This window comes from Nocardia sp. NPDC003963 (genome assembly GCF_053605105.1).
Genome location: NZ_JBSGIP010000020.1, coordinates 16,878 through 41,377 on the forward strand (window position 1 = coordinate 16,878; position 24,500 = coordinate 41,377).

The following is a 24,500-nucleotide window of genomic DNA, read 5'->3' on the forward strand; positions in this document are numbered from 1 at the left end:
CCTCCGCTGCCGCGGCAATCACTCAGTTCGACGATTGCGGGTAGATCATAATCGCACTCCGGTTCAGCACCTGCCCGATCGCGGCTTCCTTTTTGCCCGATTCACCGAAATCCTCGAACGAGAGCCGGGTACCGTCCACGGCGGCGTAATCGTGGTAGTCCAGGGTGCCGGCAGGCGTCAACCCGGTCGTCGCCTCACTGATATAGCGGGCATGCCCCGACTCGTCCAGCCGGAACGTCTTCCCGTCGTATTCGATCGAATCCCCACCCGCGGCCGGAACACCCGGTGTCTCGGTCCACAGGACCAGCTCGAGATCCGGATCCTCCTCCACCGAGAGCCATCGACGGGTGCCCTTCGCCGTATCCAGCAGATGCTCGCTCCACTGGTAGCCGCCTTCTTTCAGGCGCAACGAACCGCGGACGGTATAGGTCTCGCCGAAGATATCGACGATATCCCCCGCCTTCAGCACCCGCGGATCACCGCGCAGCGCATCGGAATCCTTGTCCGCGAACGGGTCGACCGGGCCCGCGGGGGCAGGCGGTTCGTCCCGTCTACGGACCAGCAGGAACAGCGCGATACCGGCCACGACGAGCACGACGACGAGCAGTACGAGCAACAGCGCGGCGATAACGGCCTCCCTCTGACGATCTCAGCGGACAGTAACATCCGCCGGCACAGCCTTCCGGTCGGCCGGACGCGCACGAACGCGCCCGGCCGGCCGCGTCAGGTCTGCTGGGGCTCCTGCGGTGCCTGCACCGATGGCGGCGCCTGCGGTGTCGACTGGGTGATCTTCGGTTCCGGCATCTCCGTCGGCGCCGGCGTGCTCGGTATCGCATTGCCGGCGTCGAGACCGGTGGGATGCATGAACTGCGTGAACTTACCGAACTGCGCGTGGTCGAGGTTGCTCAGATCCAGCGGGACCAGGCGACCGTTCTCCCAGTACTGGGGGCCGGACGCATCGTTGATGATCACCGCACTGTGGTTCTCCCACCTGATCACATCACCGGTGCGCAGCTGCGACGGATCATCGACCATCGACCACTGGCCGCCCATGTTCTGCGAAGCCTGTGTGCCCTCGTAGGCGGTGAACGCGTTGAGCGCCGGGTTCCCCTGCTGCCTCGTCAGCGCGTCGGAAACCGCCTGCGGCACCTGGATCGTCGTCTTACCGTCGGGCAACTTGTAGTCGACCATCGCGCCCGGCGTGGTCACGACAGGCGGCGCGCCGGTATCGGTCGGGGCAGTGACGGCAGGCTGCGCCCCCGGACCCTGATCGGTCGCTCCGGGAGCGACACCCGGCGAAGTCTGAACGGGACCGGGAACCTCGCGTCCCTGACCGGCCTTGTCCTTGCCCTTGTCGTCCTTGTCGTCCTTGTCGTCTTTGTCCTTGCCGTCCTTGTTGAGACCGCCGAGCATCTGCGGGATCATGCTCGCCATCATCATTCCGCTCATATCCGGACTGCTGCTGGGCGTGGACTGAACAGCCGGCTGGACCTGGGCACCACCGGCATTCTGGCCGCCGCCGGTTTCCCCGTTCGTGCCGGACGGCGACTGATCCTCGCCGTTGCCGGTGGTATCGGAATCGTCGGTCGGATCTTCGGTCGAATCGCCCAGGATCTTGTCGTACTGGTCGTTCAGATCCTTCAGAGCGTCATCGGTGTTGGCGGGAGTGTTCGCCGGAGTGTTCGCCGGGGTGTTCGCCGGCGGATTGACGGGCGGATTGACCGGGGTGTTCGCCGGCGGATTCACCGGTGGCGGATTCGCAGGTGTGTTGGCGGGCGGATTCGCAGGTGTGTTGGCGGGCGGATTCGCAGGTGTGTTGGCAGGCGGATCCGCAGGCTTCTCCGATTGCGGATCGTTCCCCTTGTGCCACTCTCCGTCGTCGACGATTTTCTCTGCTTCCGGGTTACGGTCGGCGAGACTCTCCATGTCTTCGACGTATTTGTTGACCCTGGTCGTACAATCCGCAACGCCACGGCGTATTATGTCGTAGAGTTCCAACTCTTCGACGATATGCTGGATACCGATATCCTTGAGGTCCGTATCCTCGTCATCTTCCGCCAACTGTTCGTTGACTTCGTTCTCTTTTTCTGTGAGAGAACTGTTATGGGATCCCGCCAGGGTATGGGCAGCGTCTTCTTCTTCGTTGTATTTATAGCTACCGGTGAGACTGAGAGCCATCGCTCCATTGATCTCCTGAACCCTGTCGTACACATCTTTGTACGCCTCGTGGTTGTTGCGATCAATGGTCAGGACCATGTCACCGAACGCCGCATCGATCTCCTCCCAATCATCCAACAACTGCCCCATTCTGAAGGAGGCATCCTGCTCGGCCGCGGCCGATTCGCCATCAGCAAGGAGGTCGTCGTAGAAAGTCTTGTCGAGGTTGTCGTCCAAGTGCTTCTTGTCGCCTTTGGGGTCCATGAGATATTTGGGCTTGTTGATATCTCCGGTACCCATCTGCCGACTGAGCCATTTCAGCTGCAAATTGGCAAGGGCAATAGCATCCAAAAGATCCGTGGAAGGACCCACCCCGATTTTATCGGTCGGAGTTTGGACGACCAGGGGGAAATCTTCATACTTAGCATATTCGCCGCTGGATAAACGGAAACTATCACTGTTCTTTACAGTATAATCTTCACCGTAGGTATCGGTGATGGAATCCAGTTTGTCAGCGCGGTCGACATCGTCGTCCTCTCGCCTCTCATCGCCGGTACCGAAAATATCGACGGTTGTGGTGGCGGTGGAGTCGTCGTTATCGGTATCTTGCTCCTCTTGTTTCTTTACCTCTTTCTCATAGGCTTTACCATTTTCAGTTATCAGATATTCTGGACGATCGCCGCCTTCCGGAATGGTGCGAACCACCATCCGCTGGCCGGTCCAAGGATCGACCGTACATATCTTGATTTCCCCACCGATTTCAGCCTGCTCGTACCAGTAGCCCGAATCGGGCTGCGATCCCGGTGTTCGACGTTCGCCATCGTCGGTGTATACGTAGTAATTGGTCATCCGACCCCCTCAGAGTTGACGATTCCGCCGTTCATACCACCGTCGGTCACTGGTGAGACATCGACCCGTGGACGCCACAACGCGCGGCTGCCCACCCGTGCGGCGAACTAGACCTCATCCACTTTCCGACTGACCCCGGCCCCACCATCGGTATCGGCGTACTCGAAGTCTGTCGCTCCACGACTGCCGGCATCGCCCGCACCGTCGTACCTGTCCGCAATCCCCGTCCACCCTTTGCGGCGATTCTCGAGCCTGTCGCGCACATTGAGCACAAGACCGTATGCACCCAGGCCCGCGCCCTCGGACAGCAGGTCCGGGAAGTCGGGATCGCCCTCGGCGTGACTGTTGAGACCGGGAACAACGCGACGGTTTCGATCCGCACGGCCGCGCATGTCGTCCGGCACCTGATTCACGTTCGTTCCCATGCCGCCGAATCCTTTCCTATCGCGCCCGATTCGCGCTCGCAGGCCAATTGTCGTATATCCCCACAGCCGGGGAGACCGAAATGACGAAGGGACGGCCCGGGGCACCGGCCCGGACCCGCGTGGATCGTCAGAGCTGGTCGCCGAACTCGGCCGCCTCCGCCCGACGATAGGCCGCTTCGCTCGGTAGCCCACGGGCTTCCACCGCATGCGGCAACATACCGTTGTCGAGCAGTATCCGCCGCCGCCCGACCTCGGATTTCATCCGTGCCAGGCGAGCCAGCCGGAGGATCTCGGCAGACAGCCACGCATCCGACTGCTCGAGGATCTCGTCGCCCAGATGCAGCCCGACGATGATGCCCGCCCTATCGCACGCCACCCCGACCGAGTAGTCCGGGTTGAATACCTCGAATATTTGCTGCCGCCGCGAAGAGGCCGGTGATCCGACTGCGTCCACGGAACTCACCTCTGACACCACCCCGCCACCGAGCCCGGCCGCCGAAGCCCGGTCAGCGCCGCCGTGGTACCCATGGCACCTCGGGCATATCGGGCCAGTCGGTCTCTTCGATGGCCAGTTTGTGCTGGCGTGCAGCGTCGAGCGTGCTCTCCCGGATAGCAGCCATGATATCGGCGGCCAGCTCCCGATTGTCGGTGGAGTGCGCAATCGTCCCGGGCGCAATGTACATATCGGTCAGCCGGAGCGCACCGTCGACCTCCGGAATCACCCGGCCGCTCGGGGAAGGCCGCCGGGCGCGAATCCGGTGTATCCGCTCCAGCATATCGGCGACTGCGTGGGCGATGGCACGGCCCCGAGCCAGCACCTCCACAGTCTCCGGGTGCCTCATTCCGAGCTCCCGATCGAGTCGACGACCCGGTTCCGGGCAAGCACCCCCGGAGCACACCGCAACCGAACGTCGAGCGCCAGGACAGGATGCCGTCCGGCAATCCGCAGAACGGGCTGCAACAACCGCGGCAACAGTCCTCCTCCAGTCGACGATGTCAATCAATCTCGCACATCGTCCGACGGATTACCACCGATGGGAAGTCGGCCGGATCGACCATGGTTGGGCATAATGGTCGATCCGGACGATTCGGGCGCCCTCCGGCGAGCGGAGCTCTTGTTCACCAAAATGACTGTCGCGCAGACAATGCATACCTCTCGCCGGCCGAATCCACGACTACCCGGGTTTGGACGCCGTCGTCATCCCGGTCATGTGTTTACCGGCAGCATGCTCGACCTCTATGAAGCCGACCGAGCGCAACAGCGGCGTGTAGCGACGGACGTCGATGGCGTCGAAGGGGTCACCGTCATTGTGCCGACGCGCGGATCGGCTGAACAAGAACCGCATCCACCGGGTCGGATGGGCATCGGCGAGCAGTAACCGGCCACCCGGACGTAGCACCCGCCACATCTCGGAGATCGCCGCCGCACGGTGCTCTTCGGGTATGTGATGCATGACGAACGTGCACGTCACTACATCGACGGAAGCATCGGCGAGGGGGAGATCCTGCGCGGGAGCCTGGACATAACGATGGTTTCGACGGTCGTCACGACCCTGGTTGTAGGCGACGGCCGAACCGGATGGGTCGATGCCCGTCACGCTGCCCTGCGTGCCGACCCGGGACCCCAGAGCACGGACCAGTTTGCCTGGACCGCAGCCGATATCGACAGCATCATCCCCCGGGCTCGCGCCACTGGTCCGGACGAGTTCGGCGATCAGCCTGCGATGCCGGCCGAGGAACCACACTGTGGTGAACAGGTTGTAGCGGCGCATGCCCACGATGACCAGTCCGGTACCCGGGTCGTCGACGAACATGGGTGTGCGAGCAGTGGAAGTAGAAGATGTCATGGTTCGATCGTCGGCGGTCGAACCGCCGGCGACCAGGATCAATACCAGCGGTACCGTCCGTTTCCGTACAGATCCGCCGGAACTGTTCAGGCACTCGGACAGAGAGGAGAGGTTGTGGAGGAACCGGACCGCCGGGTCCGCCGCACCCGGAACGCCCTGCACCGGAGCCTGATCGAACTGATGATGGAGCGCGCGTACGACCGCATCACCGTCAGTGATGTGATCGCGCGGGCCGATATCGGGCGGTCCACCTTCTATGCCCACTATCGCGACAAGGACGACCTGCTGGTGGTGAGCTGCACCGAACACCTCCGCGCGGAAATCGCTCGTTCCCCCGATCGTGGGCGGTGGGCGCCGGTCCGGGTGATGCTCGCGCTGGCCGCCGGCTACCCGCAGGTGTATCAGCCGCTGATCGGCCCCAATGCCTCCCTCACCGCGCTGCGCGGGTATCGGCACAGTGTGGCGACGATTCTGCGTGAACACGTCGCCGAGCGGCCGGGTGCGGAGGTCGACGACCTCACGGTGACGACCCTGTCGTGGGCTCTCGTCGGGCTGATGACCGCGGTGACCGATCGCGCCGATCCCGTCGCACCCGATGCGGCCTGGCGGCATTTCGAATCGCGCTACCTGCGTGGGCCGGGTGAACATTCGTGAAGCAAGGGAACGCAAGCACGGGGTCCCGGCCACGACAGCGGCCGGGACCCGGTCGTCCGGTACAGGGCTCGGGGTCGGCACTCCGGTGATCCGGTCCGGCCCGGAGCCGCCGTCAGGCAGTCGCCCGGCGGAGCGTGCCCCACGCTCCGGCCAGTGCGGCCAGGGCGACCGCCGCGGGCAGTACGACCATCGGCACCACCCGGGGTGTGTCGGCGAACCAGGAGCCGACCGCCGGCCACCAGCGCTGCCAGCTCACCAGAACGGCCGCCAGGCCGCCGACCAGGAGGAAGGCCGCGCCGGCCGTGTAGAGTCCGGTGACCCGCCAGCGTTGATGGATCGCCCCGAGGAGCAGGCTCACGCAGGCGACCAGGCCCAGGAACGACGCGTACGTCGCCAGCTGGGTCAGCCGGTTACCGGTGAAATCGGCCGGGAGACCGAACATCTCCATCCGCACACCCCATCCGTCGGTGTGGTCCTCGATGACGGCCAGGACCCACAGCAGCAGCGAGAAGCCCACCACCTGCGCGGCGCCGATCAGGACGGTGGCGTTGAAGAAATCGCGGCGAGTGACCCCGAGACCGAGTGCGAAGGGGAAGGTCTGGGTCATCGCACCCAGGTAGAAGGCCATGGTCACACCGAGGATCGAATAGACACTGCCGGTCGTGTTCGCGTCCTCGGCGTCGATGAGGGCGAAGATCACCCACGGGATCGCGAAGGCCGCGGTGAGTATCGCCAGTGGCCAGGCGATCAGCAGCGGCCAGGCCACCGTGTGGATACGGGAGACGTCGATAGCACGGGCGATCATGACTGCTCCTTGCTGTGCAGGGTGGTGGTCTCGACGATGAGCTGCTGTAGCGATACCGGTTCCACCAGCAGGCCCAGCGTTTTCGCGTGCCGGCTGTCGGCGGCGTTGTCGGAAGTGCGCAGCAGGACCCGGCTCTGGCTGCCCAGCGATTCCCGGCGCAGTTCCGGCCGGCCCGCGACGAAACGGTCGATATCGGCGGTCGCCCCGGAGACGGTGAGGGCGGAATCGCGTAACTCGTCGGCGGACGCATCGGCGACGAGCCGGCCGCGATCGATGAGCAGGACATGTTCGAGGAGGTCGGCGACCTCGTCGATCAGATGGGTGGACAGCACCACCGTGCGTGGATGTTCGGTGTAGTCGTCGAGCAGGCGGTCGTAGAAGAGCCGGCGGGCGACGGCGTCCAGGCCGAGATACGGTTCGTCGAAGAAGGTCAGCGGGGCGCGGGATGCCAGGCCGATGATCACGCCGAGCGCGGAGGTCATCCCGCGGGACAGTTTCTTCACCTTGCGGTCGGTCGGCAGATCGAAATCGCGCACCAGTTCGCGGGCGAAGTCTTCGTCCCAGTGCGGCAGCAGATGGCGGGCGGCCCGCAGAACATGCGCAACCTTGTAATCGGCCGGATACGCCTGGCTCTCCTTGATGAACGACACCGAGCGCAACACCGCTGCGTTCTCGTGCGGGATCTCACCGTTGATCCGGACCTCCCCCGAGGTCTGGAACATCTGCCCGGTGAGCACCTGCATGAGCGTGGTCTTCCCGGCGCCGTTGCGGCCGAGCAGACCGTAGATGGTGTTCTCGCGCAGGTCGAAGGTCATATCGTCGAGCGCGGTGACCGAACCGAACCGCATGGTGACCCCGCGGACGCGAGCGAGTACCTCATTGTCGAGCGCCGGGTCGATGAAGGTCGTGTTCACCGGGTCCCCTCCCGTTGGTCGAGCAGGGTCTTGAGTTCGTCGATGCCCATACCGAGTTTGTCGGCCTCGGCGATGAGCGGGTCGATGTACTGCTGGGCGAATCGCTCCTTGCGCCGCAATCGCAGCGCACCGCGCGCACCGGCGGTGACGAACATGCCGATCCCTCGTTTCTTGTACAGAATCCCGTCCGACACCAGCTGGTTCAGGCCCTTGGCCGCTGTCGCCGGGTTGATCCGGTGGAAGGCCGCCAGCTCGTTCGACGACGGCGCCTGTGCCTCTTCGGGCAGTGATCCGTCGACGATCGAGTTCTCGACCATCTCCGCGATCTGGAGGAAGAGCGGCTTACCGTCCGCCAGCACGGGTCCTCACCTTCCCTGGTTGAGTGGTTCATTACTCATGTAATGAACCATAGAGCCTGCACGGGGATCGCACAAGACCGAACCAGCGCCACCGCCGCACTCGGATACGCGCGATTGGACGGCGGCAGCAACGGAATCCACGCCGGAAACCGCAGGTCACGCTACGGTGGGCACGCAAATCCGTGGGATCGACGACCAGGGAGTGAGAAATGCTGTCACGCCGGGAGCTTTTCGCCGCGGCCGCCGTCGGTGCCGTGACCGTGACCGCCGGAGGTGGACCCGCCCACGCGGTGCCCGCTGTCCTTCCCGGACAACGCGAATACCGCACCCTGACCATGCGCGGCTACAACCGGCGCTATATCGCCCGGCCGCGGCGGATCCACCTTCCGGCCACCGCGGAGGAGGTCCGGCAGGCCGTCGCGGATTCGGTTCGGGACGACCTGCGTATCGCGGCCCGCTCCGGTGGTCACTGCTTCGAGGATTTCGTGGACAGCGCGGACACGCGGTCGCTGATCGATCTGCGGCGGCTGAACCGGGTCGACTGGGACACCGGACACCGCGCCTTCTCGGTCGGCACCGGGCTCACCCTGGAGGCGCTCTACACCGAACTGGCGCGGTGGAATGTGACCGTTCCGGGCGGGATCTGCCGGGCCGTCGGCGTCGGCGGGCATATCAGCGGCGGCGGATACGGACCCCTGTCACGCCGGTACGGCCTGGTGGCAGACCATCTGTACGGGGTGGAAGTGGCGACCGTGGCACGTGACGGCAGCGTCGGCCTGACCACGGCGCTACGGAACGGACCGCACGAAGATCTGTGGTGGGCTCATACCGGCGGCGGCGGCGGTAATTTCGGCATCGTCACCCGGTACCTGCTGCGCTCTCCGGGAGCCGACGGCGCCGATCCGGCGCGCACGCTGCCCCGGTCACCGCGTTCGATGCTGAGCACCACGCTCACCCTGCCCGTCACCACCGAGGACTCGTTCGTCCGGTTCATGGGCAATTACCTCGATTTCTACGCGCGCCACCGGGAACCCTGGAACCGTTTCGCCGGGTTGTACGCGCCGATCAGCTTCCGGCCCAACCTGACCGGACTGGGCGAGATGCTGATCATCCAGAACGGCGACGACTCCGATGCCCGGGGCCTGGTGGACGAATTCGTCTCGACCGTCTGCGCCGGTGTGCGACCCGGCGCGATCGTCGCACCGGTGGTCGAGAGGTCCTACGCCGATACCGTCGCCCAGGTCTACTACGCCGGCACCACGGATCCGCCGCGCGTCAAGACCAAGGCGGCCTACCTGCGCCGGCCCTACACCGCCGAGCAGTTGCGGACCTGCCACCGGCATATCGTCGCACCGGCCTTCGTCGGTGAATCGTCGCTGGAATTCCTGCCTTTCGGCGGTGCGATCAATGCCGTCGCACCGGACGCCACCGCCGGGCCGGCTCGTGATTCGTTCATGAAGATGCTCATCCACGCCGCCTGGCGGCTACCGATCGACGACGCACGCCATATCGGGATGTCCCGGCAGCTGTACCGCGAGGTGTACGCCGGGACCGGCGGGGTGCCGGTACCCGACGACCGCAACGGCGGCAGCTATATCAACTACCCCGACCCCGATCTGGCGGACCCGGAATTCAACCGCTCCGGCATCCCCTGGCACACCCTCTATTACGGCGCGAACTACCCGCGTCTGCAGCGGGTGAAGGCACAGTGGGATCCGGGCGATATCTTCCGGCACCGGCTCTCGATCGCACTGCCCTGAAACCGATCAGGTCAGGGCGAGCACCCGGCACGGTCCACCGGTACCGCCCACATGTTTCGGCGCACCCACGACGACGGTCGCTCCGGCAGGGGGCGCCGACGCCAGGTTGGCGAGTAGTTCGACCCCGTAACGATCGGCGTTCAGAAACGCGGAATGGGCGCCGACATCCGGATCGGCGGCCCGGTCGAGGCTCAGGGTGTCCACACCCGCCCCGACGATCCCCCGCTCGTGTACCAGGAACTCCGCGGTTTCGGGAGCGAAACCCGGCGCGTGCGGGGTGCCCTCGCCGTCGAGGTTCAGGAAAGCGCCCGGCACCTCCAGGCGGCTCTCCCATCCGGAATACATCGCCACGAACGCCCGCTCCGGAATACGTCCGTGCCGGGACTCCCAGGCGCCGATATCGTCCGGGGTCACCGCGGCATCGGCATCGGTTCCGGCCCGGGAGCTGATATCGATCACGACCAGCGGCGCGACCAGATCGCGGGCGGCCAGCATATCGGTCGACTCCGTACCGCGGCGGTGGGTCGGCGCATCCACATGCGTACCCGTGTGCTCCCAGTACGCCAGTAGGTTCTGATCGAAACCGCCCGTCGCCTCCCAGGCGACCGGAACCATGGAGAAAGGCGGGACTCCCGGCCAGGTCGGAGTTCGTGGGCTGAGCGCGTGGGTCAGGTCCAGTACCGCGCCGTTCGCGGCGCGCGCGGGTACCGCCGGAACAGCGACTCCCAAGGCGACCGCCGCGCCGGCGGCCCGTAGCAGTGCGCGCCGACCGGGACGGGGCAGATCGTCGGCGGCCGCGCGAAGGTCTCGGATGATCTGTGGTGTGCACATTGCGCGGGGAGCTTATGCGAGCCGGTGCCCGATCCGCGGGTATGCCACGCGCGGGCGAGTAGATTCACGGCGTGACCACCGAGGATCGTGGCCCCGTCTTCGACGGGGTGAGGATCGGCCGCCCGGCGACCGGCGCGCTGATCGACGCGGGATACCGGACGCTCGCCGATCTCCCCGAACAGCTCGCGGAGTTGCTACCGCTGCACGGTGTCGGACCACGAGCGGTCGACCTGCTGGCCCGAGCGCGCGCGGCCCGGGGATGAGGTCGGGGATCGGGAACTCGATCCGGTATCGCCGATCCGCTCACCGATTTCGCAACTCCGGTGGTGGAATCGGTCCGCCGGACGGATTCAGTAGGTGCGCCGGAAGGAGAGGTCCGGCCACGGCGGTCGCCGCAGGACCGCGAGCGCCGCGATCACCGCGGCGAGCAACCCGATCCATTCGCCCAGCTGCGCTATCCGGTTGACATCCACCGCCGGAACCCAGCTGGCGGCACCGTCCCGGATCACGAAGATGCCCGCGGGTCGTACCGCCGAACCGGGAAAGCTGCCCCGGCGCGAGACGGTGATGACGATGGCACCGTCCGCGGTCTCGAACGGTTCCCCGTACACGGGCGTGGTATCGGCCGCCGCCGGTCCCGGTCGTTCTCGAATCACCATGTGTCCAGCTCCGATTCCTCGTCCCGGTACGCACCGGCCCGGTGCCGCGCTTTCCGGAAGGTTACGGCGCGCGGGCCAGGGACCGGAGTCGATCACCGTTCCGGGCCGGGTTCGGTGCGACAGCGTGTTCCGGCCGACCCGGATCAACCCAATACGACGGAACCGTCCGCGTCGATCCGCCACGCGGGGTTGTACGCGATTTCCCAGATGACACCGTTGGGGTCGGCGATATGACCGTTGAACACCCCGCCGAACTCGCTTTCCGTGGGCTGTTTGAGCACCGTGCCGCCCGCACCGGCCATGGCGTCGACGGTCGTGCGCACCTCGTCGCGACTGCCGACATTGTGCGAGAGGGTCAGCCCCGAGACCGGAGCACGGTCGGAACCGTCGGAGATATCGGCGTTGAACTTGTCCGCGTGGAAGAACCCCAGCACCAGGCCGGGGGCGATCTGGAAGAAGATGATCTCGTCCGGCACATCCAGCAGCGGCTCCCAGCCGAGTGCGTCGACATAGAACCGGCGGGCCGCGTCGAGATCGGCGGTCGCGATCGTCAAGAAGTGTGCCTGCTGCTTCACGGAGCCTCCTTCTCAGGGTGCCCGATACCGAGCCGTGTGCCGCGTACGACCGGCCCACTCACCGACGGGGTGCGCCGGCGGCCGTTCGAATCCGAGCCGGGCACAGCCACCGGGCGGGCGTGCGACCGGAATTCTCGGTGCCGGGAATGTCCGTAAATCATGCTATAACGCAGTGTGTTCGGCTCCGAGGCGGGAAGGGATGCTCGGAGCATGTGACACCCGGTATCCGTTGTCGTGGCTGTACGGCCGGCGCAGAGAGAAGCAACCGATGAGTCCGACCACAGCCGAAAAGCTCGAGATCGATCCTCTGCCCCATCCCGATGGTGCCAGCGGGGGCCTGAACGCCATCATCGACGCCGTCGAGGAGCACATCAACCGGTCGATATTGCTGCTGGCTTCGGGCGATCCGGGGAGCGCACCGGATTTCAACGAGTGGCTCGACAAGAAAGGGCTGCCCGGCGAGGAGGACCTGGAGAAACCGGACAACGAGTCCGTCATGGTCGAGAAGTACAACAACAAACAACAGGATGTTGTCGCCCTGACGACGGATCTCGACCAGAAGAACAAGAACATCGACAGTTCCAAGCTCGACGCGTTGACCACCTCGAACACGACGTACAAGAACATCCTGGAAATCGTCGAACAGTTGCGGGGAACACTCGGGGACGACTACAGCAAGTTCCAGAGCCCGGACGGCGCCTGGCATCTGACCCCCGTCGCGGAGGTCGGTCTGCTGCAGGCACTCCTGGAGTCCGCCAACAAGGTCCACTGGGAGGTCGAAACCGCAGCGAACGATGCCGACCGCCAGGCTCGCGAGATCGATGGATCGCTGCCGAACGTCCCACACCAATACCGCACCAACGGCCTTTCCTCCGGTGCCGTCCCCTCGGCGGGCAACGCCTATCGGCCGCCCTCGGTCAGCGACGCCAGCTACCGGGTGACCGATCCGGACGACCCGGTCGGCAAGGCTCTCGCCGTGGCCAACGCAGAAGTCGGGACCAGGGAAGTCGACGCGGCGTTCGCCAACAAGCCCTACAACAACAACAGCGCCTGGTGCGCGGCGTTCACGAGTTGGGTATGGAAGGAAGCGGGTTACGACGTCAGCTGGACCGACTACGACTATGTTCCGTCTGTCTGGAACGACGCAGGCGCCATGGGCCTGCAGAGACCCAACACCTCCGAGGCCCAGCCGGGTGATCTGATCGTGTTCGACTGGGAAGGCGACGGCACTCCCGACCACATCGGAATCGTGGAATCCGTGAACGGCGGAACGATCCATACCATCGAAGGCAATTCCAGCGACCGGGTCCAACGCCTGAAGTACGGGATGAACTCAGGCGATATCGTCGGTGTCATCAAACCACCACCCACCGGCTCGGATGTACGAAGCTAGCGGCGCCCGGACAGCACCTCAGCGTTTCTTCGTGACGAGTCCGAATTCCTCCAGCAGTTCACCGATTTCGGTCGACTCCATTTTGCGCAGGAAGTAGTCGCGCAGGAACTCCGGACCCGGGATGTCCACCGCCTCGCCGTCGCGCAAGCGGGTGGTCGCGGCCAGTAGTGCGCGCACATCGTAGGTGGATCCGAACACCTCGGGCACTCCGCGCTCGATATCGAGCAGCCGGTAGGCCGCCTCCATTCCGGTGCGCACCGAATATTCGGTGGTGAAGATGCAGTCCCGTGAGGTTTCCGCGAACTGACCGATGAAGGCGAAGTTCACAGCCTTGTCCGGGACCACATCCGGGCGGTCGCCCGCGTGCCGGGGCATGAAGAACGAGGTGACATACGGCATCATCACCGGAACGCATTTCGCGCCACGCGCCGCGAGTTCGGGAATCTCGCTCTCGGGCACACCCAGGTGGTACAGCCATTCCTGGGTGATCTCCTCACCTGTGCACTCCTGCATCGATTTGCCGACGTAATCGCCGGGAGTGTCGACGAACAGCGAATACACCCAGACGACGATCTGATCGGCGGGCTGCTGCTTGAAATGCGGCTGCCGGTTCACCGTCCAGCTCATCAGCCAACTGGAATCGCGCACCGTGACGATGCCGCCGGTGACCACCTTGCCGCTGAACGGATCCCGTTTGCAGATCCGCCGGATGTGCTCGGGGATCCGGGCGTCGAGCGTGGTGACCGTCGCCGATTCCCATTTCGTCTCCGGAATATGGCCGCCGAAGACATCCGGGTGGCCGAACGCCGTGTCCTTGGCCGCGATCCGCCGCCACAGCTCCCACGCCGGGGCCGGGCCCTCGTCGAGTTTCGCCGGGGTGTGCTGGTCGCCGTTGTTCGAGTTCTCGGTCAGCGAGCCGATTGTGGCCAGCACCAGATCGTCGGCACCCAATTCGACACCGCCGGGCGTTCCCTCGGACATCCAGCGGATCCGGGTCGCCTGTTTCCGATCCGCGTCGAGCTGGAAATCGATATCGGTCACCTCGGTGTCGAACCGGAAGTCCACCCCGTGGTCCAGCAGCCACCGGTAGAGCGGCAACACGAGCGATTCGTACTGGTTGTACTTGGTGAACTTCAGCGCGGAGAAATCCGGCAGACCGCCGATATGGTGGATGAACCGGTGCAGATACAGCTTCATCTCCAGGGCACTGTGCCATTCCTCGAACGCGAACATGGTGCGCCAGTAGAGCCAGAAGTTGCTACCCAGGAACTCCGGACCGAACACCTCGTCGATCCGTTTGCCCTCCATCTCCTCCCGGGTCGCCAGGAACACCTTCACGATGTCCTTCTGCGCCTTCTCGTTCAACGTGAAGAGCCCGTCGGTGTGCGCGTCCTCACCGCGGTTCCGGGTGGCGCGCTGTAACGAGTAGTTCGGGTCGTCCTTGTTCAGCCAATAGAATTCGTCGAGCACGCTGGCACCGTCGATCTCGATCGAGGGAATCGACCGGAACAGGTCCCACAGGCATTCGAAATGATTCTCCATCTCACGCCCACCCCGGATCACGAACCCGCGCTCCGGTTCCTTGATCCCGTCCAGGGCCCCGCCCGGCAGCTTCAACCTCTCCAGAATCGTGATCCGCTCCCCCGGCATCTGCCCGTCACGGATGAGGAAAGCGGCCGCCGACATGGACGCCAGACCGGCCCCCACCAGCCATGCCGTTTTGCCGTCCACTCCCGCGGGCTTACGGGGACGGGCGAATGCCTCGTAGTTACCACTGCTGTAAAACACGATCGCACTCCCTGGGGTCGGTTCGTGCTCGCGGCCGGGCGTGGTCCCGCAGCACACGCTATGCCCAGCGATCCACCAGCGCATTCGTGTTGATTCGATCGAGACGGCAGCGAGACCAATCCGCTCTCCCCGGGTCACGGCCCGTTCCACCCTGCCGCATTCTATGCGTATACGTATACTTCGTTCATGGATCCACTGAGCCTCGCGATCGGCGCCGGTCTTATCGCAATCGGCTGGGTAGGCGGCCGATTCGGGTCACGGCGGCGCGGCGGTTCGGGGGCGAAGACCACCGCCCGCTGCGGTTGCACGCACGACCTGGCGCTGCACGACCGCGAAACCGGAAAATGTCACGCCGAACTCTCCCGTAGAGGTATTCACGGCCTCCGCGAATGGGTCGGCTGCAACTGCCGCCGCTACACGGGGCCGATCCCACTGGAAGAGGTCTTCTCCCCGCCGATACTTCCGCCGGAGTCGTGAACGCGTTCCGGCCGTAGCCGGGACCCGGGTCCGATCCCGCGGAAGCATCCACAACGATGCGGGACAGTCCGCAGCACCCCTCGTGCGCGCCGATGCTTCCGCCGGATCAGGACGAACCCGTCAGGCAGCGGCCCACTTCTCGGGGTGAAGGTGGTGCTGGACAAGGGCATTGGCGTGTCCGTGTCCGAAACCGTACTCGGTCTTCAGCAACTCGACGAGATCCTTGTGCGCCGACGACCCGGAATTACGCAGGACGGTCTTCCACTCCTCGATACTGCGCCCATATTTCGCCTCGATCGACGGGAAGTAGGACGCGGGGCCCTTCGGGGTGGTCGCCATCTTCGATCTCCTTGCTGGTTACGAACTCCGTAGGTGGGACGGGACGCCGGCCGAGTTCTCATCGCCTGTTCCGTTCATGTGTCGCGCGTCACTCACGGCCCGTTACTGCCGGACCCGATTCGACCGGAAACAACGCGGCCACGACAACGTCGGTCATCGGCCCCTCGCGGTCGCGAGTACGGAAGAAACTCCGATAGACCCGATGCGCGAGCAGTGGACGATGAAATCAGTTGCGCCGAGGCGGCTCGGCACTTACGTTGCGTCCGTCGAACGATCGGGGAGGCACCTGCCGATGGGGACACGACGGAGTCCGCAGGAGAAGAAGGCCATCAGTTATGTCCGGGATCGCCGGAACGACTACGGCGAGAACGATAAGAGCTCCCGGAAGAACATTCGACGCAACAAGCAACTACCGAACCGCGCGGACCGCCACCGCGAACGTCGGACCCTGGCCTCGGCCACCGGACCGGTATCACCGGAAGCCGCCGAAGACGCCGAAGTCGGCCTCCGGGTGAAGAAATCGATGTGGATGACGAAGCGATGGCGCAAATGGCGGGACGCCCCGCTGGGCCAGGTCGTCGCCCGCAAGCTGGAACGCCGGGTCGAAAGGGGCTCGGCGGATCCGGAGAGCACCCGGCTTCGTATCGAACGCATCCGCAAGCGCACCGGATCCGTGGAATAGGCCGACACTTCCGTCCACTCCCGAGACTCGCCGAGGAGTGTCACGGCCGCTGCCGTTCTCGACGGATACAGGTAGCTGTGACCCCACACCCCCATTCTCACATCGGCGATGGCTGTAACGCTCACCTGGTCCGCGGAACGGACTGTGGATCCGCAGGCCCTCCTGGTCATCACCCAGGCGGGCAAAATCCGCGTCGACGATGACTTCGTGTTCTATAACGCACCCCGCCATCCCTCTGGAGCGGTGTCGCTCACCGAAGCTTCGGCGGCCCGCACGGATATGACCGTTGACGAAGGCATCTCTGCTGCGTGCGCCGCGCTGTCCGAAGGCATTGTCGAGACCGAATGTCTCGTCGAACCTCGCTGCGCCGGTCCCGCCGCCGGGGCGTGCCAACGACTCCGAACACCTGACTCACAAGGGGATAACGGCTGATGAGGGCTGACCGGGTCAGAAGGCCGATCCGGTGCGGGGTTTGGCATTCGGGTCGTAGGTCACAGCCTTGTCGTAGGTGATGCCGACCGGTTCCCGGGGAAGCTGGTGATAACGATCGGGAAAATGGGGGTCCTCATAGATCAAAGGAGTGCAATCCACGCCCGTGACCCGCACGGTCTCATGCGGTTTCAGCATCACGTTGAAGGGGATCGTCGACCTGAAGTACCCACCGACGACCTTGCATTCCTGCCACGATTCGACGAGGTAATGCTGATCGGTCTCGTTTCTGCAGGTTGTGCCGGAGCAGCTGACTCCCGGCGGGAAGGGGTCGGCGTGTGCTGGTCCGGCCGGAAACCCGAGTGCGAATAGAAGCGCCAGGCCGGTAAGGCTCCCGGCCATCGGAATGTGGTTGAACATGTCTGGTCCCAGTCCGTCCTGTTCGGTCCGCGCCTGCTGTGGTTCGAAACGATCGTCGGCAACCGGTTCCGGGTGGCGCGCAACCGCGTGGGAATGTTACTTCGAGCGGTGGGCGGTCGGTGCAGTATTCGGGCCCGCGCCGCGGAGTGAACGCGGGTGGCCGACGCCCCGCCCTCACGATAGATGGCACAGCGTGTGCTCAGTCGTCGTCGAACAACGCGTGGTAATCCGTCTCGGCCCAGGCGTTTCACAGGATCGGCGTCCGGCGGTACTCTGAGTCCTCCGCGCCGGGCGCGCCTCTATCGGCCCCGGGCGCCGACGCCGAACCCATCAGGTGCCGGTAAGTCACGTGCAACCCCGTTCATACGATCGGTACGGCCACTTACCGACATCGCCGATTACGCCACCTACTCGATACCGCTATCGCATGAACCGACGAGCTACCGCGAAGCAATTGACAGTGCAGAAGGCTGATCCTACGATTGGCCGACTCCGAGCAGCTGTTCGAGCGCTGATCGGGTTCAGGAGCGGTGATGATCACATATACAACCCTCATGGGTGTTGCGGCCGGTCTCGGCATGATTCTGCTCTCCACGTTGGGATATCACCTGTACCGGCAAGAGGATCTACCGACCTTGGATGGTTGGGCGTTTTCGTTCGCCGCCCTCGGCGGAATCCTGACAGTACTCGGCGGTCATATGACCCTCACCTGGCCGCTGCAGTCGCCGGAGCGCTTCAAGAACTTCATGTTCGGAGAGCCGCTCCTGCTGTTCGGGGTGCTGTTGACAGCCGCCGCGGTCTTCCTTGGGCGTAACGGGAAGGCCCTTCTGGAACTGCGCCGAAAGAAGCACGGCGACAATGAATTCGGCTCCTACCTGCTCGGCCTTCTGCGGCCGGTCGTGTGGATCGTGTTCGCCATGGGCCTGGTGCTCTCGGCCTGTACGATTGCCGCTTTCCGATACGATGTTTTCGCGACAGCTCCGCAGCAGGAACCGTTTTTCGGCACGGGCCCGATGAAAGATTTTCTCAGCGTGGCTCTCTGCCTGTTGTACGCAGTACCGGCGGTGGCCTGCCTGCTGGTCCCCCTGGTCTTCTACACCCGGAATCGGCCGGTTATGGCGGTCAGTGGGATCACCTTGTTCGTCTCCGGCGCAGGCTGGCTCGCCACAGCGGTCCTTGTCTACTACACCCATATCGGAATGGATTTCAATTTCCGCTCCTAGTATCCCGACCGGGCTTTGCGATCGATGGCACTCCCGGTCGGCCGGGCCGGAAGCGGTGCGAACGCCTACTCGAATGCTCCCTGCTCCTGTCGTCCACAGGATATTCTCATGGCCATCCCGAGAAGGCGAGTGCCGTGAGTGACACACGCATCCGGACAGAACCTGCTCCCGTCCACCGTTCGGTACTGCGGTACTGGCCCATCGTGCTGGGGCTCTCTGTCGCCACATTCCAGATCATGACCGGGATCGCCGCCGAGGCCGTAGCCATCACGGTCGCCGCCGCGGCCTGCTGTTACCTGGTCGGCGCGGCATTCGGCCGACCATGGACAGCGTGGGCGGCAGTGCTGATCGGCTCGGTGGTGGTCGTACTGAGCGAGGCGGCCGGAATCCGATGGTGGACAGGACTTACCGGCTTCGCGGCTCTCCTGCTCGTCATCGGTCTACTCCGTCGAGTTCCGGCGCCGGTGCTCGCCGCCCAGAGTCTCGCCATGGCCGGATACGGCGGGATAGCGGTGGTTGCCGTTCTGGTGTCACCACGCTTGGGCTCCGCCCTTGCCGGTATCGCGCTGACGACCCACGCGCTGTGGGACTACCGCCATCGGCGCCGCAGGGACGTGGTCCCCAGATCGTTCACGGAATTCTGCATGGTGCTGGATATCCCTCTCGGGATCGCGGCCATCGTGGTCGCTTTCGCCGGCTGATCTCCCGACTCCGAAGCGCCGTGACCAGCACTTCCCGGAAAGGTGGACACCGTGCACTCGCCGATCGCCGACTATCTACTGGAAGTGCTCGACACCGTCCGCGACGACACCGGTGGGTAGGTCGCCGACTATATACCCGAGCATCGAGGTCGCCCAGTCGCGCATGTATCACGCGACCGCGATAACCACCCTCGATACCTACGGGTATCTGTGGCCCGACACAGACGAGTCCACCCGCCGAGTGATCGCGTCTGTGATCACCGAACGGGTGGACTCGATGCCGAGCACTGCGTACCCACTGCGTACCGAAAGGGCTATTCAGCCCTGTTCGTGCAGGTCAGGCTTACACGTCGAAGTAGAGCTCGAACTCGTACGGGTGCGGGCGCAGGTTCACCGGGGCGATCTCCTGGTCACGCTTGATGCCGATCCAGGTCTCGATCAGGTCCTCGGTGAAGACATTGCCTTCGGTGAGGTACTCGTGATCGGCCTCGAGACGGTCGATGACCGAGGCGAGGCTGGTGGGGGCCTGCGGGATGTTCTTGGCCTCCTCCGGCGGGAGCTCGTAGAGGTCCTTGTCGACCGGGGCCAGCGGCTCGATCTTCTTCTTGATGCCGTCCAGGCCGGCCATCAGCATGGCGGCGAAGGCCAGGTACGGGTTACCCGAGGAGTCCGGCGCGCGGAATTCGATGCGCTTGGCCTTCGGGTTGTTGCCGGTGACCGGGATGCGGACCGCGGCGGAGCGGTTGCGCTGCGAGTACACCAGGTTGATCGGGGCCTCGTAGCCCGGGACCAGGCGGTGGTAGGAGTTCACCGTCGGGTTGGTGAACGCCAGCAGCGACGGCGCGTGGTGCAGGATGCCGCCGATGTAGTGCCGGGCCAGGTCCGACAGGCCGCCGTAGCCGGCCTCGTCGTGGAACAGCGGCTTGCCGTCCTTCCACAGCGACTGGTGCGCGTGCATACCCGAGCCGTTGTCGCCGAACAGCGGCTTCGGCATGAAGGTGACGGTCTTGCCCTCGGCCCAGGCGGTGTTCTTGACGATGTACTTGAACAGCTGCAGATCGTCGGCCGCGGCCAGCAGGGTGTTGAACTTGTAGTTGATCTCGGCCTGACCGGCGGTGCCGACCTCGTGGTGGCCGCGCTCGAGTTCGAACCCGGCGTTCTGCAGGTTGGTGGAGATCTTGTCGCGCAGGTCGACGTAGTGGTCGTAGGGCGCGACGGGGAAGTAGCCGCCCTTGTTACGGACCTTGTAGCCGCGGTTCGGGGTGCCGTCGGGGTTGGTCTTCGCGCCGGTGTTCCAGGAACCGGAGATCGACTCGACCTCGTAGAAGGCGCCGTTCATACCGGAGTCGTAGCGGACCGAGTCGAAGATGTAGAACTCGGCCTCGGCACCGAAGTACGCGGTATCGGCGATACCGGTGGAGCGCAGGTATTCCTCCGCCTTGCGGGCGATATTGCGCGGGTCACGCGAGTAGGACTCACGGGTGAACGGGTCGTGCACGAAGAAGTTCATGTTGAGCGTCTTCGCCGCACGGAACGGGTCCAGCTGCGCGGTGCTGTAGTCGGGCAGCAGCAGCATGTCCGACTCGTCGATGGACTGGAAACCCCGCACCGAGGAACCGTCGAAGGCGAGGCCTTCCTCGGCGAGGTCGGCGGTGAAGGCCTTCGCCGGGATGGAGAAGTGCTGCTGCACACCGGGCAGATCGCTGAAGCGGATGTCGACATATTCGACTTCCGAGTCCGCGATGTACTTGATGACCTCGTCGGCCGTGCTGAACGTCACTTAGTTCTCCTTACGGATAGATTCCCAGCCAGTATCGAGTGCAGGGCGTCGCGACCCGACGCTATGGACAGGGTGTTTCCCGCCAGTCAAGAGTGTGTTTCGCCAGTGTTACACGTCGTGTCGGCGCAGTGTCTTGGGCCACGCCACGAACAGCGGGTTCGGCGCCGGGCCCGCGTCCGGGCCGCCGACCAGCGGTTGCGCCGGGTATGTCCGGAAATCCCACCTCGGGGGTACGCCTTATCCTGGGAGCATGGCACGTATCACCGGCTCCTGGCTCTCCGGACCTCCCGTCGCCCCCGGTAAGGGTGCTGCCGACGACTACGCCGGAGCCGAGCTGGGGTTGCCACGCGACGGCGCCGGATCACTGCCGGGCATGTCCCGGCGGGTGGTCGCGATGCTGGTCGACTGGTTCATCGCGGTCGGGATCTCGGCGCTGATCGCCCAGGGCCTGCCGTCGTCGTCGGTGAATCTGCTCCTCTGGTTCGGGATCGGGCTGGTGGCGGTGACGCTGTTCGGGTTCACCCCCGGGCAGTATTTCCTGCGCATCCGGGTGATCCGGGTCGACGCCGAGGCGCCCGTCGGATTCCTGCGGGCACTCGGACGCCAGGTGCTGCTGGTGTTCGTGATCCCCGCGCTGTTCACCGACGGGGACGGGCGCGGAATGCACGACCGTGCCACCGGAACCGCGGTGGTGCGCTCGCGCTGACCTCCGGCGCGCAATGCCGCCCGTTACGCTCGCGCGGTGTCACTCAACCCGGTTCTGCTCGGTCTCCGCTTTCTGCTCGAACTCGTCGCACTCGCATCGGCGGGGACGCTGGGCTGGCGAATGACGGACGGGCCGGGCCGGTGGCTGCTGGTGGTGCTGCTCCCGGTGATCGCCGCGACACTGTGGGGCGTATTCGCGGTACCGGACGATCCGAGCCGCTCGGGAGAAGCGCCGGTCGCGGTCCCCGGGGTGATACGACTGCTGATCGAGTTCGCCGTCCTGTTCGGCGGCGCGGCAGCGCTCTGGTGGGCCGGGCTGCCGCGGCTCGCGTTGCTGTCCGCGGCAGTCCTGGTGGCCTACCACCTACTCGCCTACGACCGGGTGCGCTGGCTGCTACGCCACTGAGCGACCCGGCGGGCGCAGGTCAGCGGCGGCGGATGGTGCGTTGCATACCGCGCATCTTGGCATTGCCCGGCATCGGGCCCTTGGGCATGGCCGGGCCGCCGCGCGAACTCAGGGCACTGAGCCGGCCCTCGATCAGATCGATCCGCTTGGTATCGATATTGCGCGGGAGTTTGGTGAGGTAACGCTGGAGTTCCTTCAGCGGGACCTGACCCTCGTCGTTGCCGATCACCACGTCGTAGATCGGGGTGTCGCCGACGATACGAGCGGTGCGCTTCTTCTCCTGGGCGAGCAGCGAACGCAGCCGCTGCGGCGACCCTTCACCCACGAAGATCACCCCGGGCAGCCCGATGACGCGGTGGACCGCGTCGAGCTGGGTGGTGGCGGCGATCCCGTTGCTGACCCGCCATTTGCCCTGCAGGTTGTCCAGCACCCACGCGGCCGCGCCGGCCTGTCCCTCCGCTTTTCCGTAGACGGACTTCTGTACCCGGCGGCCGAAGATGATGAAGGCGAACAGCAGACCGAGCAGCAGGCCCAGGGGCAGCAGGAACCACTGCACACCGAAGAGGAAGCCGATCCCGAACAGCACCAGCGTGGTGACCAGCACCGCGCCGATCATCAGCGGCAGCAGCAGTTTGTCCTCTTTGCGCTGCATCTGGAACGCCTGCCAGATCTGCTGACGACGTTCCTTCGACTGTGCCTTGCGCGCCGCTTTCGCCGCGGCCTTCGCCTCTTTGTCGGGCTTGCCTGCTGCCATGACTCCCAGAATAATGCCCGGCCTGTGTCGCTCCGGCCACGGGACGGACTCCGCCCCGGCGACCGGCGACCCGGTCCCGGTCCGGGCGTCCGCCCGAGGTGCGGGCCCGGGGTTGCCGGACCGAGGAGAATGCAGGCATGTCCACCCACCTCGAGGCCCACCCGGCGACCGGCGGTCCGGTCGACGACGCCACGGCGGAACGCTTGGCCGCGGCCCTGCGCTGCGCGACCGTATCCCGCGAGGATCCGCAGGCGCGCCCCGGCGACCCCGCGGCCGATACCGAGTTCACGCGGCTCGCCGCGCACCTCGAACGCTCCTTCCCCCGGGTGCACGCCGAACTCGAACTCGAACTGTTCGGCCACAGCCGGCTCTACACCTGGCGGGGTGCGGATCCGTCGCGTACGGCCGCGATCCTGCTCGCCCATCAGGATGTCGTGCCCGCCGATGATCCGGCGCCGTGGACCCATCCCCCGTTCGCGGGTGTGGTGGACGAGGATTTCATCTGGGGTCGCGGCGCGATCGACGACAAGAGCCGGGTCCTGGCCGTCCTGGAAGCCGTCGAATCCGCGCTCGCGGCCGGGCTCCGGCCCCGGCACACGATCCATCTGGCGTTCGGCCACGACGAAGAGGTGTTCGGCAACGACGGCGCTGTGAGGATGGCGGCCCGGTTACGGGAGCTGGATGTGCACGCCGATCTGCTGCTGGACGAGGGCGGGGTCGTCACCGAGGGCATCGTGGACGAAGTGACCGTCCCGGTCGCGACGATCATGCTCGGCGAGAAGGGGTACGCGACGGTCCGCTTATCGGTCACCGATACGGGTGGGCATTCGTCGATGCCGGGACGGCAGACCGCGGTCGGGCGGCTCGCCCGCGCCGTGGGCCGGATCCAGGACCATCCGATGCCGTTACGGGTGACCCCCGTGGTGACCGATATGCTCGCCCGCCTCCGTCCGCATCTGCCCGCGACCAGACGTCTGCTGCTCGGGTTCGCGGGGGCGGCCGGTCCGGTGATCACCCGGATCATGGCCGCGGCACCGCAGACCGAGGCGCTGGTGCGCACCACCACGGCGCCGACGGTGATCCGTGGTGGGGTGAAGGCGAATGTGCTGCCGCAACAGGCCGAGGCGTTGATCAACTTCCGGATCCTGCCCGGGGATACGGTCGATTCGGTCCTGGCGCACTGCCGCCGGATCGTGCGCGACGAACAGGTCGGGGTCGAACTGGTGGGGATGTCCTCGGAACCCTCGCCGGTGACCGGCCCCGGGCCACAGTTCGAGCTGATCGCGCGCCTCACCCGGCAGGTGGTACCCGGGGCGGCGGTGACCACCGGCCTCGTCCCGGGCGCCACCGACGCCCGCCACTACGACGATCTGGCCGCGACCCGCTGCAATTTCGCCCCCATCCGGCTCACGGCCGCGGATCTGGAGCGGATACACGGAAACGACGAGCGCCTGTCGCGGGTGAACTACGCTCGGCTGATCGACTTCAACCGGCGCCTGCTCGCCGCGCTCGCCGAGCCGGAACAGGACCGTTGATCAATACGGCCTCCGCGGGATGTATGTATCGAG

General features: G+C 65.3%; 29 protein-coding genes. 12 read left to right on the top strand and 17 right to left on the bottom strand.

The genetic code is table 11. The features are described from left to right. Positions 1-22 precede the first annotated feature (22 nt). The 6 genes from ACWEWT_RS25020 to ACWEWT_RS25045 form a co-directional block, all read right to left on the bottom strand. On the bottom strand, positions 23-616 hold the full coding sequence (locus ACWEWT_RS25020) for a DUF4178 domain-containing protein (RefSeq protein WP_452562447.1): 594 nt from the start codon (positions 614-616) through the stop codon (positions 23-25). Between the two features lie 107 nt (positions 617-723). Beyond that, complete coding sequence (locus ACWEWT_RS25025; RefSeq protein ID WP_452562448.1) at positions 724-3,006, bottom strand: hypothetical protein; 2,283 nt, start codon at positions 3,004-3,006, stop codon at positions 724-726. Positions 3,007-3,113: 107 nt separating this feature from the next. Beyond that, complete coding sequence (locus ACWEWT_RS25030; RefSeq protein WP_452562450.1) at positions 3,114-3,431, bottom strand: hypothetical protein; 318 nt, start codon at positions 3,429-3,431, stop codon at positions 3,114-3,116. Between the two features lie 127 nt (positions 3,432-3,558). Then, positions 3,559-3,885 (bottom strand): hypothetical protein, encoded by a 327-nt coding sequence (locus ACWEWT_RS25035; RefSeq protein WP_452562452.1) that lies wholly within the window; start codon positions 3,883-3,885, stop codon positions 3,559-3,561. A gap of 52 nt (positions 3,886-3,937) precedes the next feature. Next, complete coding sequence (locus ACWEWT_RS25040) at positions 3,938-4,273, bottom strand: hypothetical protein (protein ID WP_452562454.1); 336 nt, start codon at positions 4,271-4,273, stop codon at positions 3,938-3,940. 333 nt (positions 4,274-4,606) lie between these two features. Continuing rightward, the gene (locus tag ACWEWT_RS25045; RefSeq protein WP_452562456.1) at positions 4,607-5,278 is read right to left on the bottom strand and encodes a class I SAM-dependent methyltransferase; all 672 of its coding nucleotides are present in this window, start codon (positions 5,276-5,278) and stop codon (positions 4,607-4,609) included. Between the two features lie 114 nt (positions 5,279-5,392). On the opposite strand from ACWEWT_RS25045, the gene ACWEWT_RS25050 reads away from it, so the two are divergent. Further along, on the top strand, positions 5,393-5,932 hold the full coding sequence (locus tag ACWEWT_RS25050; protein WP_452562457.1) for a TetR/AcrR family transcriptional regulator: 540 nt from the start codon (positions 5,393-5,395) through the stop codon (positions 5,930-5,932). 112 nt (positions 5,933-6,044) lie between these two features. On the opposite strand, the gene ACWEWT_RS25055 is transcribed toward ACWEWT_RS25050, so the two are convergent. The 3 genes from ACWEWT_RS25055 to ACWEWT_RS25065 form a co-directional block, all read right to left on the bottom strand. Further along, complete coding sequence (locus ACWEWT_RS25055; protein WP_452562459.1) at positions 6,045-6,737, bottom strand: ABC transporter permease; 693 nt, start codon at positions 6,735-6,737, stop codon at positions 6,045-6,047. Further along, positions 6,734-7,585, bottom strand: coding sequence for an ABC transporter ATP-binding protein (locus ACWEWT_RS25060; protein ID WP_452562569.1), 852 nt, complete (start codon positions 7,583-7,585; stop codon positions 6,734-6,736). The genes ACWEWT_RS25055 and ACWEWT_RS25060 overlap by 4 nt, the downstream gene beginning before the upstream one ends. 62 nt (positions 7,586-7,647) lie before the next feature. Further along, positions 7,648-7,968 carry a GntR family transcriptional regulator gene (locus ACWEWT_RS25065; RefSeq protein WP_452562571.1) on the bottom strand — a complete coding sequence of 107 codons (321 nt, stop codon included), beginning with the start codon at positions 7,966-7,968 and terminating at the stop codon, positions 7,648-7,650. Positions 7,969-8,219: 251 nt separating this feature from the next. On the opposite strand from ACWEWT_RS25065, the gene ACWEWT_RS25070 reads away from it, so the two are divergent. Beyond that, positions 8,220-9,770 (top strand): FAD-binding oxidoreductase, encoded by a 1,551-nt coding sequence (locus ACWEWT_RS25070; RefSeq protein WP_452562460.1) that lies wholly within the window; start codon positions 8,220-8,222, stop codon positions 9,768-9,770. Between the two features lie 6 nt (positions 9,771-9,776). Here ACWEWT_RS25070 and ACWEWT_RS25075 read toward each other — a convergent pair whose 3' ends face one another. After that, positions 9,777-10,601, bottom strand: a complete 825-nt coding sequence (locus ACWEWT_RS25075; RefSeq protein ID WP_452562461.1) for a cyclase family protein — start codon at positions 10,599-10,601, stop codon at positions 9,777-9,779. A 71-nt stretch (positions 10,602-10,672) separates the two neighbouring features. Here ACWEWT_RS25075 and ACWEWT_RS25080 point away from each other — a divergent pair, with 71 nt between their 5' ends. Continuing rightward, positions 10,673-10,864, top strand: coding sequence for a helix-hairpin-helix domain-containing protein (locus ACWEWT_RS25080; protein ID WP_452562462.1), 192 nt, complete (start codon positions 10,673-10,675; stop codon positions 10,862-10,864). Positions 10,865-10,951: 87 nt separating this feature from the next. Here the strand turns inward: ACWEWT_RS25080 and ACWEWT_RS25085 are convergent, their stop codons facing one another. Then, the gene (locus ACWEWT_RS25085; RefSeq protein WP_452562463.1) at positions 10,952-11,260 is read right to left on the bottom strand and encodes a hypothetical protein; all 309 of its coding nucleotides are present in this window, start codon (positions 11,258-11,260) and stop codon (positions 10,952-10,954) included. A gap of 143 nt (positions 11,261-11,403) precedes the next feature. Further along, positions 11,404-11,835, bottom strand: a complete 432-nt coding sequence (locus ACWEWT_RS25090) for a VOC family protein (protein ID WP_452562465.1) — start codon at positions 11,833-11,835, stop codon at positions 11,404-11,406. 268 nt (positions 11,836-12,103) lie between these two features. Here ACWEWT_RS25090 and ACWEWT_RS25095 point away from each other — a divergent pair, with 268 nt between their 5' ends. Beyond that, entirely contained in the window at positions 12,104-13,228 is a 1,125-nt protein-coding gene (locus tag ACWEWT_RS25095) for a CHAP domain-containing protein (RefSeq protein ID WP_452562467.1), read from the top strand. An 18-nt stretch (positions 13,229-13,246) separates the two neighbouring features. On the opposite strand, the gene ACWEWT_RS25100 is transcribed toward ACWEWT_RS25095, so the two are convergent. Further along, positions 13,247-15,016: an oleate hydratase gene (locus ACWEWT_RS25100; protein ID WP_452562469.1), complete on the bottom strand. Its 1,770-nt coding sequence runs from the start codon at positions 15,014-15,016 to the stop codon at positions 13,247-13,249. Between the two features lie 186 nt (positions 15,017-15,202). Here ACWEWT_RS25100 and ACWEWT_RS25105 point away from each other — a divergent pair, with 186 nt between their 5' ends. Beyond that, the gene (locus ACWEWT_RS25105) at positions 15,203-15,493 is read left to right on the top strand and encodes a hypothetical protein (protein ID WP_452562470.1); all 291 of its coding nucleotides are present in this window, start codon (positions 15,203-15,205) and stop codon (positions 15,491-15,493) included. Between the two features lie 120 nt (positions 15,494-15,613). Here ACWEWT_RS25105 and ACWEWT_RS25110 read toward each other — a convergent pair whose 3' ends face one another. Beyond that, on the bottom strand, positions 15,614-15,832 hold the full coding sequence (locus tag ACWEWT_RS25110) for a DUF4287 domain-containing protein (protein ID WP_452562472.1): 219 nt from the start codon (positions 15,830-15,832) through the stop codon (positions 15,614-15,616). A 292-nt stretch (positions 15,833-16,124) separates the two neighbouring features. On the opposite strand from ACWEWT_RS25110, the gene ACWEWT_RS25115 reads away from it, so the two are divergent. Then, on the top strand, positions 16,125-16,514 hold the full coding sequence (locus ACWEWT_RS25115) for a hypothetical protein (protein WP_452562473.1): 390 nt from the start codon (positions 16,125-16,127) through the stop codon (positions 16,512-16,514). Positions 16,515-16,622: 108 nt separating this feature from the next. Further along, on the top strand, positions 16,623-16,946 hold the full coding sequence (locus tag ACWEWT_RS25120; RefSeq protein ID WP_452562475.1) for a TerD family protein: 324 nt from the start codon (positions 16,623-16,625) through the stop codon (positions 16,944-16,946). Between the two features lie 15 nt (positions 16,947-16,961). Here the strand turns inward: ACWEWT_RS25120 and ACWEWT_RS25125 are convergent, their stop codons facing one another. Beyond that, positions 16,962-17,363, bottom strand: coding sequence for a hypothetical protein (locus ACWEWT_RS25125; RefSeq protein WP_452562476.1), 402 nt, complete (start codon positions 17,361-17,363; stop codon positions 16,962-16,964). 533 nt (positions 17,364-17,896) lie between these two features. Between ACWEWT_RS25125 and ACWEWT_RS25130 the strand changes: the two genes are divergently transcribed. Further along, the gene (locus ACWEWT_RS25130; protein WP_452562477.1) at positions 17,897-18,586 is read left to right on the top strand and encodes a DUF981 family protein; all 690 of its coding nucleotides are present in this window, start codon (positions 17,897-17,899) and stop codon (positions 18,584-18,586) included. Positions 18,587-18,720: 134 nt separating this feature from the next. Further along, complete coding sequence (locus tag ACWEWT_RS25135; RefSeq protein WP_452562479.1) at positions 18,721-19,287, top strand: hypothetical protein; 567 nt, start codon at positions 18,721-18,723, stop codon at positions 19,285-19,287. Positions 19,288-19,630: 343 nt separating this feature from the next. Here the strand turns inward: ACWEWT_RS25135 and glnA are convergent, their stop codons facing one another. Further along, a complete protein-coding gene (gene glnA / locus ACWEWT_RS25140) occupies positions 19,631-21,067 on the bottom strand; it encodes a type I glutamate--ammonia ligase (protein WP_452562481.1) in 1,437 nt (478 codons plus the stop codon). Positions 21,068-21,317: 250 nt separating this feature from the next. Between glnA and ACWEWT_RS25145 the strand changes: the two genes are divergently transcribed. Together ACWEWT_RS25145 and ACWEWT_RS25150 are read left to right on the top strand one after the other, a co-directional pair. Further along, positions 21,318-21,773, top strand: coding sequence for an RDD family protein (locus ACWEWT_RS25145; protein WP_452562482.1), 456 nt, complete (start codon positions 21,318-21,320; stop codon positions 21,771-21,773). Between the two features lie 36 nt (positions 21,774-21,809). After that, positions 21,810-22,178, top strand: a complete 369-nt coding sequence (locus ACWEWT_RS25150) for a YrdB family protein (protein WP_452562484.1) — start codon at positions 21,810-21,812, stop codon at positions 22,176-22,178. A 19-nt stretch (positions 22,179-22,197) separates the two neighbouring features. Here ACWEWT_RS25150 and ACWEWT_RS25155 read toward each other — a convergent pair whose 3' ends face one another. Beyond that, positions 22,198-22,932, bottom strand: a complete 735-nt coding sequence (locus tag ACWEWT_RS25155) for a DUF4191 domain-containing protein (protein WP_452562485.1) — start codon at positions 22,930-22,932, stop codon at positions 22,198-22,200. Positions 22,933-23,069: 137 nt separating this feature from the next. Here ACWEWT_RS25155 and ACWEWT_RS25160 point away from each other — a divergent pair, with 137 nt between their 5' ends. Continuing rightward, positions 23,070-24,467 carry a M20/M25/M40 family metallo-hydrolase gene (locus ACWEWT_RS25160; RefSeq protein ID WP_452562487.1) on the top strand — a complete coding sequence of 466 codons (1,398 nt, stop codon included), beginning with the start codon at positions 23,070-23,072 and terminating at the stop codon, positions 24,465-24,467. Positions 24,468-24,500 lie beyond the last annotated feature (33 nt).